The sequence below is a fragment of the Paracoccus sp. SY genome, from assembly GCF_002901215.1.
Taxonomy (GTDB): domain Bacteria; phylum Pseudomonadota; class Alphaproteobacteria; order Rhodobacterales; family Rhodobacteraceae; genus Paracoccus; species Paracoccus acridae.
In genome coordinates, this window is sequence record NZ_NWMQ01000008.1 from 51,338 (window position 1) to 63,646 (window position 12,309).

Annotated in this window: 12 protein-coding genes; 8 read left to right on the forward strand and 4 right to left on the reverse strand. The window is 66.8% G+C overall.

Features of this window, described 5'->3' with window-relative positions; genetic code table 11:
- Positions 1-263 precede the first annotated feature (263 nt).
- From CK944_RS08840 to CK944_RS08870, 8 genes are all read left to right on the forward strand, one after another.
- A complete protein-coding gene (locus CK944_RS08840; protein ID WP_239986018.1) occupies positions 264-1,496 on the forward strand; it encodes a DEAD/DEAH box helicase in 1,233 nt (410 codons plus the stop codon).
- A 114-nt stretch (positions 1,497-1,610) separates the two neighbouring features.
- Positions 1,611-2,183, forward strand: coding sequence for a thymidine kinase (locus tag CK944_RS08845; protein ID WP_103172698.1), 573 nt, complete (start codon positions 1,611-1,613; stop codon positions 2,181-2,183).
- 90 nt (positions 2,184-2,273) lie between these two features.
- Positions 2,274-3,419 carry a D-alanyl-D-alanine carboxypeptidase family protein gene (locus tag CK944_RS08850; RefSeq protein WP_103172699.1) on the forward strand — a complete coding sequence of 382 codons (1,146 nt, stop codon included), beginning with the start codon at positions 2,274-2,276 and terminating at the stop codon, positions 3,417-3,419.
- Positions 3,419-4,015 carry a dTMP kinase gene (gene tmk / locus CK944_RS23985; RefSeq protein ID WP_239986019.1) on the forward strand — a complete coding sequence of 199 codons (597 nt, stop codon included), beginning with the start codon at positions 3,419-3,421 and terminating at the stop codon, positions 4,013-4,015. The genes CK944_RS08850 and tmk overlap by 1 nt, the downstream gene beginning before the upstream one ends.
- Positions 4,012-5,118 (forward strand): DNA polymerase III subunit delta', encoded by a 1,107-nt coding sequence (locus CK944_RS08855; RefSeq protein WP_239986013.1) that lies wholly within the window; start codon positions 4,012-4,014, stop codon positions 5,116-5,118. The genes tmk and CK944_RS08855 overlap by 4 nt, the downstream gene beginning before the upstream one ends.
- Positions 5,119-5,121: 3 nt before the next feature.
- A complete protein-coding gene (locus CK944_RS08860) occupies positions 5,122-5,922 on the forward strand; it encodes a TatD family hydrolase (protein ID WP_103172701.1) in 801 nt (266 codons plus the stop codon).
- Positions 5,919-6,737 carry an MBL fold metallo-hydrolase gene (locus CK944_RS08865; RefSeq protein ID WP_103172702.1) on the forward strand — a complete coding sequence of 273 codons (819 nt, stop codon included), beginning with the start codon at positions 5,919-5,921 and terminating at the stop codon, positions 6,735-6,737. The genes CK944_RS08860 and CK944_RS08865 overlap by 4 nt, the downstream gene beginning before the upstream one ends.
- Positions 6,734-7,678, forward strand: a complete 945-nt coding sequence (locus tag CK944_RS08870; protein ID WP_103172703.1) for an AEC family transporter — start codon at positions 6,734-6,736, stop codon at positions 7,676-7,678. The genes CK944_RS08865 and CK944_RS08870 overlap by 4 nt, the downstream gene beginning before the upstream one ends.
- A gap of 57 nt (positions 7,679-7,735) precedes the next feature.
- On the opposite strand, the gene CK944_RS08875 is transcribed toward CK944_RS08870, so the two are convergent.
- The 4 genes from CK944_RS08875 to CK944_RS08890 form a co-directional block, all read right to left on the reverse strand.
- Positions 7,736-8,686, reverse strand: coding sequence for an ABC transporter permease (locus tag CK944_RS08875; protein ID WP_103172704.1), 951 nt, complete (start codon positions 8,684-8,686; stop codon positions 7,736-7,738).
- A gap of 3 nt (positions 8,687-8,689) precedes the next feature.
- Entirely contained in the window at positions 8,690-9,988 is a 1,299-nt protein-coding gene (locus CK944_RS08880) for an ABC transporter permease (RefSeq protein WP_103172705.1), read from the reverse strand.
- Positions 9,989-10,050: 62 nt separating this feature from the next.
- Positions 10,051-11,136, reverse strand: coding sequence for an ABC transporter substrate-binding protein (locus tag CK944_RS08885; protein WP_103172706.1), 1,086 nt, complete (start codon positions 11,134-11,136; stop codon positions 10,051-10,053).
- A 43-nt stretch (positions 11,137-11,179) separates the two neighbouring features.
- Positions 11,180-12,256 carry an ABC transporter substrate-binding protein gene (locus tag CK944_RS08890; protein WP_103172707.1) on the reverse strand — a complete coding sequence of 359 codons (1,077 nt, stop codon included), beginning with the start codon at positions 12,254-12,256 and terminating at the stop codon, positions 11,180-11,182.
- Positions 12,257-12,309 lie beyond the last annotated feature (53 nt).

A 12,309-nucleotide genomic window follows, 5' to 3' on the forward strand; every position in this document is an offset into this window, starting at 1 on the left:
TTCCAGTTTCCCATTCACGCGGGGAGGCTTGTGGGCACCCTCGTATCACGCCCGCATCCCTGCTGAACGTCGCGCACCGTCGCGGCCATTGCCTTGCGTCCGATACGGGGGACGCGGCACGAAAGTTTTTGATGGAACAGACCAATACCCGCCGCCCGTCCCGCGGCCAGAAGCCCCGGCCCCGCAACCTGCCCAATTTCGACGCGAACGAAGGGCGCCGGGCGCCTGCGCGCGATCCGCTGCCCACTGGTCCCTTTGCCGACATGGGCATCGACCACCGCATCAACGCCAATGTGGCCGCGATGGGGCTGACCAAGCCCACGCCGATCCAGGACGAGGCCATTCCGGCGATCGTCAAGGGCCGCGACGTGCTGGGCCTGGCGCAGACCGGCACCGGCAAGACGGCGGCCTTCGGCCTGCCGATGCTGACCCGGCTGATCAACTTCGGCAAGAAGCCCGATCCCCGGACCTGTCGCGCCCTGATCCTGGCGCCGACCCGCGAACTGGCGACGCAGATCGCCACCAATATCGACGCCTATGCCGAAGGCACGCCGATCCGGTCGTTCCGCGTCGTCGGCGGCGCGTCCATCAACGTGCAGACGGAACGGCTGTCGCGCGGCGTCGATGTGCTGATCGCCACGCCGGGCCGGCTGATGGATCTGATCGAGCGTCGCGCGATCAGCCTTGAGGCCACCACCTATCTGGTGCTGGACGAGGCCGACCAGATGCTGGACATCGGCTTCATCCATGCGCTGCGCAAGATCGCGCGGATGCTGCCCAAGGAACGCCAGACGCTGCTGTTTTCCGCCACCATGCCCAAGCTGATGGAGGAACTGGCCGACACCTATCTGACCGATCCGGTCCGCGTCGCCGTCAACCCTCCGGGCCAGGCGGCCAAGAAGATCGAGCAGGGCGTGCATTTCACGACCCAGGGCGACAAGGCGACGCTGCTGGCGGAATACCTGTCCAAGCATCCGGGCGAACTGGCGATGGTCTTTGGCCGCACCAAGCACGGGTCGGAAAAGCTGGCCAAGCTGCTGGAGAAATGGGGCTTCGCGGTGGCGGCGATCCACGGCAACAAGTCGCAGGGCCAGCGGGAACGCGCGCTCGACGCCTTCCGCAAAGGGCAGACGCAGGTGCTGGTCGCGACCGATGTGGCGGCGCGGGGCCTGGATATCCCCGAGGTCGCGCATGTCTATAACTATGACCTGCCGAACGTGCCCGAAAACTATGTCCACCGCATCGGGCGTACCGCGCGGGCGGGCCGCGACGGTCGCGCCGTGGCCTTCTGCGCCCCGGCCGAGGTGGGCGAGTTGCGCGCCATCGAAAAGGCCATGAAGGCCGCGATCCCGGTCATCGGCGGCGAACCCCCGGTCGGACCGGTGCCCTCGGCCCGTCCCCAGGGCGGCGGCGGGCGCGGCAAGCCGATGGGCGCGGGCGCGAACAAGCGGCCGGCGCGCCGTCCCTCTCGTGCGCCGAAAAGCCGGCAGGCGTAACGCGGGGGGCGATGTCGCCCTTTGGGTATTTTGACAACGAAGAAGCCGCAGGGGATCGCCTCTGCGGCTTTCTTGTGGCCTTGATGCCCCTTGGGCACGGGGCTATCTGGCGGCATGGCCAAGCTTTATTTCCATTATTCCACGATGAACGCGGGCAAGAGCACGCTGCTGCTGCAGGCGTCCTATAATTACCGCGAACGCGGGATGCAGACGCTGCTGCTGACCGCCGCGCTTGACCGGCGGGCAGGACAGGGCCGCATCGCCAGCCGCATCGGCATAGGCGACGACGCGCTGACCTTTGACGATGCAACCGACATGTTCGCGCTGATCCGGAAACGCGGCGCGGACTGCGCCTGCATCTTCGTGGACGAGGCGCAGTTCCTGTCCGCGGCCCAGGTCTGGCAACTGGCCCGCGTGGCCGACGACCTGCGGATTCCGGTGATGTGCTATGGGCTGCGCGTCGATTTCCGGGGCGAGCTGTTTCCCGGATCCGCCGCCCTGCTGGCCCTGGCCGACGACCTGCGCGAGGTCCGCACCATCTGCCATTGCGGCAGGAAGGCCACCATGGTGATCCGCCGGGACCAGGAAGGCCGTGCCATCACCGAAGGGGCGCAGGTCCAGGTCGGGGGCAACGAAACCTATGTGTCGCTTTGCCGCCGTCACTGGCGCGAGGCGACGGGCAACTGAGCATCAATTCTATCGGAAGCTGTGCCGCCCGCGTTGCGACAAGCCCGGCCTTGCTGTAACCATCGGCCCCAAACAGGCAAAGGACTTTCCATGCGCGCGTTCCTGCTGCGGCTTCTCGCCCTTTTGTGTCTGGCCGCCCCGGCGCAGGCATTCGAGACAACGGCAACCTCGGCTTGGGTTTATGACGTCAACACCAGCACGGTGCTGATGTCGAAGAACGCCGATGTGCCGATCCCGCCCGCGTCGATGTCCAAGCTGATGACGCTGTACATGGTGTTCGAGGCGCTGGAGAACGGCCGCCTGAAGTTGACCGACACGCTGCCGGTGTCCACCAAGGCATGGCAGATGGGCGGGTCCAAGATGTTCGTGGAACCCCGCGACACGCCCACGGTCGAACAGCTGATCAAGGGCGTGATCGTCCTGTCCGGCAACGACGCCTGCGTCGTGCTGGCCGAAGGGCTGGCCGGGACCGAGGAAGCCTTTGCCCGCCAGATGACCCAGCGCGGCAAGGAACTGGGGCTGAAGCATTCTGTCTTCAAGAACTCGACCGGCTGGCCGGCCGAGGGCCATGTCATGTCGGCCGAGGATCTGGGCATGCTGGCGATGCACCTGATCGAGGATTTCCCGCAATATTACGACGATTTCTCGCTGACCGAATTCCGCTATATGGACCGGGTGCCGTCGAACCGCTTCAACCGCAACCCGATCCTGCGGCTGGACATCGGGGCGGACGGACTGAAGACCGGGCATACGCAGGAAGCGGGCTATGGCCTGGTCGGATCGGCGGTGCAGAACGGGCGCCGGGTGATCTTCGTGATCAGCGGCCTGCAATCCGAGACCGCGCGGGCCGAGGAATCCGAGCGCCTTGTCAACTGGGCCTTCCGCCAGTTCAGCATGGAAACGCTGGTGCCCGCAGGCGACACCGTGCTGGAGGCGCCGGTCTGGCTGGGCACCAAGCCCCGCGTCGGCCTGACCACGAAGGACGGCGTGAACGTGCTGATCCCCGCAGGGTCCAAGGACCAGGTCAAGGTCGAGGCGGTTTATGAATCTCCCATCCCGGCCCCCATCGCCAAGGGCGACCGGATCGGCCAACTGGTCGTCTCGGTTCCCGGCACCCAGGATGCGGTGACGCCCCTGCTGGCGGCCGAGGACATCCCCGAGGCGGGTTTTGCCGGGCGCATGAAGGGTGCGGTGATGCGGCTGGGCCACAAGGCCGTCGAAGCCGCCGGCCTTTGATGTTCATCAGCTTCGAGGGGATCGACGGCTGCGGCAAGTCCACCCAGGCCCGCCTGCTGGCCGAGGCCTTGCGCGCGGAGGGCCGTCAGGTCGTCCTGACCCGCGAACCCGGCGGCAGTCCGGGGGCCGAGGAGATCCGCCGCCTGCTGGTGACGGGCGCGGGCGAACGCTGGTCGGCGGAAACCGAATGCCTGCTGTTCACCGCCGCACGCCGCGATCACCTCGAACGCACCATCCGCCCGGCCCTTGCTGCGGGGCAGACCGTCATCACCGACCGCTTTGCCGACAGCACGCGCGTCTATCAGGGCGCGACGCGGGGCGAGTTGCGCGGCCTCGTGGACCGGATGCATGGCCTGGCGATCGGGGTCGAACCCGACCTGACCTTTGTCATCGACCTCGACCCCGAAACTGCGCTTGGCCGGGGCAATGCGCGTGGCGGGGCCGAGGTCCGCTTCGAAAGCCTGGGCCTCGATTTCCAGCAGCGGTTGGCCCAGGGCTTCCGCGCCCTGGCGCAAGAGTTTCCCGCCCGCGTCCGGCTGATCGACGGCAGCGGCAGCACCGGCGATGTCGCCGCCCGCATCCGGGCCGCGCTGTGAAGCCTGATCCCGACGACATTCCCGAACCGGACCGCGTTCCCGGTGCCCCCCATCCGCGCCACACGGACCGCGTCATCGGGCAGGACAGCGCCATTGCCGAATTCATCGAGGCTGCCCAGGGCGGCCGCCTGCACCACGCCTGGATGCTGACCGGCCCGCGCGGCGTGGGCAAGGCGACGCTGGCCTGGGCCATCGCCCGATGGATGCTGTCGGGCGCAACCGGTCCCTTCGGCGCCACCGACACGCCCGAGGCGCGGCGCATCGCCGCCTTGTCCGAACCGCGCCTGCATCTGGTCCGCCGGCCCTGGGACGACAAGGCGGGGCGCCTGTCTGCACAGATCACGGTGGATGAAATCCGTCGCCTGCTGTCCTTCTTCCACCTGTCTGCGGCCGAGGGCGGGCGGCGCATCGCCATCATCGACGCGGCCGACGACATGAACCCCGCCGCCGCCAATGCCCTGCTGAAGGTGCTGGAGGAACCGCCCGCCGACGCGCTGATCCTGATGATCGCGCACCAGCCGGCGGGCCTTCTGCCCACCATCCGGTCGCGCTGCCGCACCCTGCGCCTGTCGCCGCTGAATCCGGCGCAGATGGGCAATGTCCTGGCCCATCTTGGCATCGACGAGGATGCCGAGGCCCTGGCCGCCCTGTCCGACGGATCGGTGGGCGAGGCCTTGCGGCTGGCGGGCCAGGGCGGGCTTGACCGCTATCAGCAGCTTGTGGATCTGATGGCCACCCTGCCCCGGCTGGACCGCCCGCGCGCGGCGGGTTTTGCCGATGCGGCGACGGGCCGCGCAGGGACCGAGGGCGATCCATTCGACCTGACCATGACCGTGCTGGACCGCTTCCTGGTGCGCACCGCGCGGGCCGGGCTGATGGGCCCGCCCCTGCCCCAAGCCGCGCAGGGCGAAGGCGCGCTGCTGGCCCGGCTGTCGCCCGACGATGCGGCGGCCCGTGCTTGGGCCGATGCGCAGGCGCGCCTGTCTGCCCGCGCCCGGACCGGGCGGTCGGTCAACCTTGACCCTGCCGCCCTGGTGATGGATATGCTGATCGAACTGGCGCATCTGCCGCCCGCGCGATCCGCCCTGCCAGCCAAAGGTTGATCCATGTCCCAAGCGGCATCCCCCACGCCGATCGTCGATAGCCATTGCCATCTGGATTTCCCCGATTTCGAGGGTGAGCATGACGCGCTGATCGACCGCGCCCGCGCGGCAGGCGTCACGCGCATGGTCACGATCTGCACCCGCCTGCGCCAGGAACCTCAGGTCCGCGCCCTGGCGGAACGCTTTGACGGCGTCTTCTATGCCGCCGGCACCCACCCGATGAGCGCGGCCGAGGAACCCCTGGCGACGGTGGACCAGCTTGTCGCCCTGTCCGCCCATCCGAAATTCGTGGGCATCGGCGAAACCGGCCTCGACTATCACTACACCGCCGAAAGCGCCGCCGTGCAGGTGGAAAGCCTGAGGGTGCATATCGAGGCCGCGCGCCGCACCGGCCTGCCCCTGATCATCCATTCCCGCGATGCCGACGACGACATGGCCCGCATCCTGACCGAGGAACACCGCGCGGGCGCGTTTTCCTGCGTGATGCATTGCTTCACCTCCGGCGCGGCCCTGGCGCAGACGGCGCTGGGTCTGGGCTTCTACCTGTCGATGTCGGGGATCGCCGCCTTTCCGCGTTCCGGCGACCTGCGCGCGATCTTCGCCGCAGCGCCCGTGGACCGCATCCTGGTGGAAACCGACAGCCCCTATCTTGCCCCGCCCCCGCATCGCGGCAAGCGCAACGAACCGGCCTATGTCGCCAAGACCGCAGCCCTGGTGGCCGAGGTCTTCGGCATGGATTACCCGCAATTCGCAGCCCAGACCTCGGCCAATTTTGACCGGCTGTTTTCGAAGGCCGCGGCATGATCCGGGCGACGATCCTGGGCTGCGGCTCGTCGGGCGGGGTGCCCCGGCTGGGAAACCGCTGGGGCGCCTGCGATCCGGCCGAGCCAAAGAACCGCCGCCGCCGCTGTTCGCTGCTGGTGGAACGCCCCGGTCCCGATGGCACAACGCAGGTGCTGATCGACACCGGCCCGGACCTGGTGCCGCAACTGCTGGACGCGAATGTCGGAACGCTGGATGCGGTGGTCTATACCCACGCCCATGCCGACCACATCCACGGCATCGACGACCTGCGGCAGGTGGCCTATAACGCGGGCCGCCTGATCCCCGCCTGGGCCGACATGCCCACCTCGGAACAGTTGCTGGACCGCTTCGGCTATATCTTCAAGACCCCGCCCGGCAGCTATTACACGCCGATCTGCGACCTGCACCTGATCAACGGGCCGATCACCGTGAACGGTCCCGGCGGCCCGGTCACGCTGATCCCCTTCCGCGTCCAGCATGGCGAAATCACCGCCCTGGGGCTGCGCATCGGCGGCATCGTCTATCTGCCTGACGTGTCGGACATTCCCCCCGACGCCTGGCCGCTGATCCACGGGGCCGAGGTCTTTGTCTGCGACGCCCTGCGCCCGCAGCCCCATCCCAGCCATGCGCATCTGGCCCAGGCGCTGGACTGGATCGCCCGGTCCGAATGCCCGCGCGGGGTGCTGACGAACATGCATATCGACATGGACTATGCCACTGTCGCGGCGACGACGCCCGACCACATCCAGCCCGCCTTCGACGGCATGGTGATCGAGGCCACGGCGGATACCCCCGACCACCCCGCCGCGCTATGAGCGCGCTGTTCACCATCATCGTCCCGGTCTTCCTGATCGTGGGCTTCGGTTATGTCGTGGCCTGGCGCGGCCTTTTCCGCGAAAGCGCGGTCGATGGCCTGATGGTCTTCGCCCAGAACTTCGCCGCGCCCACGCTGCTGTTCTTGTCCATGTCGCGCCTGGACCTGGGGGCCGAGTTCCGCCCGGCCGTGCTGCTTCCCTTCTATATCGGTGCCTTTTCCAGCTTCTTCATCGGCTGGGCGGGGGCGCGATACCTGTTCAACCGCCCGCCCATGGATTGCGTGGCGATCGGCTTTGTCTGCCTGTTCTCTAACAGCCTGCTGCTGGGCATCCCGATCATGGAACGCGCCTATGGGCCGGACTCCCTGTCGGGCAACTGGGCGATCATCGCGATCCATTCGCCGCTGCTTTATACCTTCGGCATCACCTTCATGGAGTTCACGCGCGCCCATGGCAGCGGCCTGTCGATGGGCCGCGTCGCCCTGCGCGCCATGACGGGCGTTCTGCGCACGCCCCTGGTGATCGGCATCATGGCGGGCATGACCATGAACGTGCTGCAACAGGCGGGACTGGTGATGCCCGAGGGCTTCTGGGCCGCGGTCCAGATGATCGCCGACGCCGCCCTGCCCGCCGCGCTGTTCGGCCTGGGCGGCGTTCTCTACCGCTATCGCCCCGAAGGGGACATGGGCGCCATCGCCATGTGCTGCGCCTGTTCGCTGCTGGTCCATCCGGGCATCGCCTATGCCTTGGCCCGGATCACCGGCCTGGACGACGCGGGCCTGCGGTCGGCGGTGATGACCGCCGCCATGGCGCCGGGCGTGAACGCCTATCTTTTCGCCAATCTTTATGGCGCCGCCAAGCGGGTCGCCGCCACGACGGTCCTTGTCGGCACGGCCGTCTCGGTCCTGTCGATCTGGATGTGGCTGGCGATCCTGCCCTAGGACTTCTTCCTTGCCCAAATACCCCGCGGGGGTCTGGGGGCGCGAAGCCCCCAGGCTTCACCGTGGCGTCACGCCCCGGATCCGTTCCGACCGCCGGCGCAACAACTCCACCGTGGTCAGCAGCGCGATGGAAAAGATCACCAGCAGCGTCGCCACGGCCAGGATGGCAGGGCTGATCTGCTCGCGGATGCCGTTCCACATCTGGCGCGGGATGGTCTGCTGTTCCGGCCCTGCGATGAACAGCACCGCCACCACCTCGTCAAAGCTGGTCACAAAGGCGAACAGCGCGCCCGAGATCACGCCGGGCAGGATCAACGGCATGGTCACGCGGAAAAAGGTGGTGCGCGGACTGGCCCCCAGCGATGCCGCCGCCCGGTTCAGCGACTGATCGAACCCCACCAGCGTCGCGGTCACGGTGATGATCACGAAGGGAATGCCCAGCGTCGCATGGGCCAGGATCACGCCGACATAGGTGCCCGCCAGCCGCCCGCAATTGGTGGGCAGGCCGAAGACGCCCAGCAGTTCGCAGGGGTTCGAATAGAAGAAGAACATCCCCGTCGCCGTGATGATCAGCGGCACGATCATGGGAGAGATCAGGATCGCCATGATCGCCCGGCGGAACGGCATCTCGGGGCGCGACAGGCCAAGGGCGGCCAGCGTGCCCAGAACCGTCGCCACCAGGGTCGAGAAGACGCCGATGATGATCGAGTTCTTCGCGGCCTTCACCCAGTTCGCGTTCTGCCAGGCATCCGACCAGAATGCCCAGCCGGTCGCATCCGGGTTCTGCATCCCGAAGGTCAGCAGGCTGCGATACCAGCGCAGGCTGTATCCTTCAGGATCGAAGGACCGCATCCGTTCCGTGAAGGTGAAATAGGGCTCGGCGTTGAAGGACAGCGGGATGATCACCACGATCGGCGCGATCAGGAAGAAGAAGATCAGCCCGCAGATCACCAGATAGGCGTAATGCCAGATGCGCTCCAGCGGGCTTGCATAGGTCGGAACGGCCATGGATCACCCCAGCTTCAGGTTGTCGATGCCGACCATCCGGTCATACACCCAGTAAAGCAGCAGGACCGAGGCCAGCAGCAGCGCGGCCAGCGCCGCCGCCATCGACCAGTTCAGCGTGTCGGTCATGTGCATCGCGATCATGTTGGAAATCAGCTGGCCCGACGATCCGCCGACAAGCGCGGGCGTGATGTAATAGCCGACGGCCAGGATGAACACCAGAAGCGCCCCCGCCCCCAGCCCCGGCAGAGTCTGCGGGAAATAGACGCGGCGGAAGGCGGTCCAGCTTGTCGCGCCCAAGCTGCGCGCGGCGCGGACATAGGACGGGTTGATCGTGCGCATCACGGAATACAGCGGCAGGATCATGAAAGGCAGCAGGATATGGGTCATGGCGATGATCGTGCCGGTCTGGTTATAGATCATCTGCAGCCGCTGCCCGGCCCCGATCACCCCCAGCCAGACCAGGATGTCGTTGATCACGCCCTGCTGTTGCAGCAGCACCATCCAGCTTGTCGTCCTGACCAGAAGCGAGGTCCAGAAGGGCAGCAGCACCAGGATCATCAGCAGGTTCGACTTGCGCATCGGCAGGGTCGCCAGAAGATGCGCGATGGGAAAACCCAGCACGAAGGTGATCGCGGTAATCAGCAGCGACAGCCAGAAGGTGCGCATGAACAGCATCACATAGACCTGCTGGCGTTCCTCGACCTGGGTGATGCTGCCGGTCTCGTCCCGCTTGCGGTCCACGGCGGCCAGATAGAAGTTGCCGGTCACGGGGCTGGACGCCTCTCGCATGGCGGACCACAGGGCGGGATTGCCCCATTTCTCGTCGATCTCCAGCAGGGCCGCCTGATAGGGCGGCTCGATCCCGCGCCGCACCTGGCGCCCGGTCGAGGTGAACAGCGACCGCGTTCCCGGCACGTCATAGTTGATCCGCGTACCGACGACGCCGATGGTCCGCGCCTCGGCGGCGGCTTGCAGGTCCGTGGCTAGGGCGCTCCAGGCGGCTTCGTCGGGTTCGGTGCCGCGCGGATTGTCGGCGAACCATTGCGACAGCGCCGGCATGTTGGCCGAGAAGCCGTCGTTATAGAAGGATCGCTGCAGCATCTGCCCGATCGGCACCACGAAGGTGATCAGGATGAAGGCCAGCAGCGGCAGCACCAGCAGAAAGGCGCGGCGGCGGGCCAGCGATTGCGACCGCGCCAGGGCGCGCGCAAGCGGCTTGCCGTCGGCGGTCCGCAGCGCGCCGTCGGTGACACCGCCAGCCGTTGTCGCAATGGCCGCGTGCGGATCAAGAGCGTTCGCCATGAATTCCTCGGTTGTATCAAGGCCGCCGCCCCGCGTCTCGCGGGACGGCAGCGATCGTCAGGTCACGCCCCGGCCAGCCAGCTGTTGAACCGCTCGGTCAGTTCGGCGTCATGATCGGCCCAGAACCCTGCGTCATTGACCAGGGCACGCGCGGCATTCTCGGGGGTCGAGGGCAGATAGGGCGCCATTTCCGTCGTGCCGTCCTTGTAGGTGCCGACGCTGGCCGAGGCCGACTGGCGCGGGGGACCATAGGCGATGTATTTCGACAGGTCCGCCTGCCGCGCCGGGTCCGAGGCGAAGGCGATGAACTTCATCGCCGTGTCCTTGTTGGGCGCCCCCATCGGCACCACCCAATAGTCCATGTCCAGGTTCGCCCCGTCCCAGACAAAGGCGAAGGGCCTGTTTTCTTCCACGATGGCGTCGAAGATCCGGCCGTTATAGGCCAGCGTCATCGACACTTCCTTGTCGGCCAGAAGCTGCGGCGCCTGGGCGCCCGCCTCCCACCAGACGACCTGGTCCTTGATGCTGTCCAGCTTGGCGAAGGCGCGGTCCACGCCTTCGGGGGTGCCAAGGACCTCGTAAACCTGCTCCGCCGGCACGCCGTCGCCCAGCAAGGCGAATTCCAGCGCGTATTTCGGACGCTTGATGATGCCGCGCTTGCCGGGGAACTTCTGGATGTCGAAGAAATCCGCGGCGGTCGTCGGCGCACCGTCCGGGAAGGCCTCGGTGTTATAGGCGATGACCGTGGACCACACCATGATCGCCGTCGCACATTCGTGCAGCGCCTGGGGCAGATAATCCTCGGTCGCAGGGGTGCCGTCAGCGGCAGCGGGCAGCAACGCGGGGTCGATCGGCTCGATCAGCCCCTCGTCGCACAGACGCAGGACGTCCGACTGCTCGACGTCAAAGACGTCGCTGGTGATGTTGCCGGCCTCGACCTGCGCCTTCAGCGTGGCCGGGGGGTTGTCATTGTCCACCATCGTCGTCTGGATGCCGGTTTCGGCCGTGAAGGGCTTGGCGAAAGCCTCGTTCACGGCCGCCCCGAAGGCACCGCCATAGGTGGTGATGTTGATCGGCGCATCCTGTGCCTGGGCCGCGACCCCGGCGATCAGCGCCAGTGCCGTTCCTGCAATCAGTTGTCTGGTCATGGTCAGCTCTGTCCTAAACCTTCGGAGTTGCGGTCGCGTCCGGTCAGGAACCGGCCAGCCAGCTGTTGAACCGTTCGGTCATCTCGGCATCGTGGTCGGCCCAGAATTCCGGATTGTCCACCACGGCGGATGTCAGGTGGTCGGGTTCGGTCGGCATATGCGGCGCCATTTCGGTCGTGCCGTCCTGATACATCCCGACCAGCGGGGCCGACGACTGGCGCGCCGGGCCATAGGCGATGTATTTCGCCTGATCCGCCAGCGGCTGGGTGCCGGTCGCGAACTTGACATACTCCACCGCGGCTTCGGGATTGGGCGCGTCCTTGGGCACGACGAAGGCGTTGATTTCCAGGTACTGCCCGTCCCAGATCACGTCGAAGGGCTTGCCCTCGCCGACCATCGCATCGAAGATCCGGCCGTTATAGACGGTGGTCATCACCACCTCTCCGTCCGCCAGCAACTGCATCGGCTGGGCGCCTGCCTCCCACCAGATCACGTCGTTCTTGATCGTGTCCAGCTTGGCAAAGGCGCGGTCCACGCCCTCGGGCGTTCCCAGCACGTCGTAAACCTCGTCGGCGGCCACGCCGTCGGCGATCAGCGCCAGATACAGCGTGCGCTTGGGCGACTTGGGCAGGCCGCGCTTGCCTGGGAATTTCTCGGTGTCGAAGAAGTCGGCGACAGTCTGGGGCGCCTCGCCCTCGAACTTGGTCTTGTCATAGCCGATCACCGTTCCCCAGACGATGTTGCCCACGGCACAATCGGACAGCGAACCTTCGACGAAATCCTCGGCCGCCGGGGTGCCGTCGGCACCTGCGGGCAGGTCGGCGGGATCGAATTCCATCAGCGCGCCTTCATCGCACAGGCGGATCGCATCGGCCATCGCCAGGTCGAAGACATCGCCGGTGACGTTGCCGGCCTCGACCTGCGCCTTGAGAGGCGTGGCTGGGTCGTCGGCGGCGATCATGTTGGCCTTGATGCCGGTCGCCTGGGTGAAGGGCTTGTTATAGGCCTCGACCTGGCTGACCTCGTAGGCGCCGCCCCAGGAGACGACATTGACCTCTTGCGCGGTCGCCGCGAAGGCCATGCCCGCAAGGGCGGTGGATAGAACCAGAGTGGTTTTCACGTTCTTGAACTCCCGTTGATGAATGGGCCATTGCCCTTGTTCTTGGCCCCGGC

What these genes read in the sequence shown, in the direction of transcription:
- CK944_RS08840 (WP_239986018.1), top strand. Translation starts at nt 264, where the DNA reads ATGGGCATCGACCACCGCATCAACGCCAATGTGGCCGCGATGGGGCTG.
- CK944_RS08845 (WP_103172698.1), top strand. Translation starts at nt 1,611, where the DNA reads ATGGCCAAGCTTTATTTCCATTATTCCACGATGAACGCGGGCAAGAGC.
- CK944_RS08850 (WP_103172699.1), top strand. Translation starts at nt 2,274, where the DNA reads ATGCGCGCGTTCCTGCTGCGGCTTCTCGCCCTTTTGTGTCTGGCCGCC.
- tmk (WP_239986019.1), top strand. Translation starts at nt 3,419, where the DNA reads ATGTTCATCAGCTTCGAGGGGATCGACGGCTGCGGCAAGTCCACCCAG.
- CK944_RS08860 (WP_103172701.1), top strand. Translation starts at nt 5,122, where the DNA reads ATGTCCCAAGCGGCATCCCCCACGCCGATCGTCGATAGCCATTGCCAT.
- CK944_RS08865 (WP_103172702.1), top strand. Translation starts at nt 5,919, where the DNA reads ATGATCCGGGCGACGATCCTGGGCTGCGGCTCGTCGGGCGGGGTGCCC.
- CK944_RS08870 (WP_103172703.1), top strand. Translation starts at nt 6,734, where the DNA reads ATGAGCGCGCTGTTCACCATCATCGTCCCGGTCTTCCTGATCGTGGGC.
- CK944_RS08875 (WP_103172704.1), bottom strand. Translation starts at nt 8,686, where the DNA reads ATGGCCGTTCCGACCTATGCAAGCCCGCTGGAGCGCATCTGGCATTAC.
- CK944_RS08880 (WP_103172705.1), bottom strand. Translation starts at nt 9,988, where the DNA reads ATGGCGAACGCTCTTGATCCGCACGCGGCCATTGCGACAACGGCTGGC.
- CK944_RS08885 (WP_103172706.1), bottom strand. Translation starts at nt 11,136, where the DNA reads ATGACCAGACAACTGATTGCAGGAACGGCACTGGCGCTGATCGCCGGG.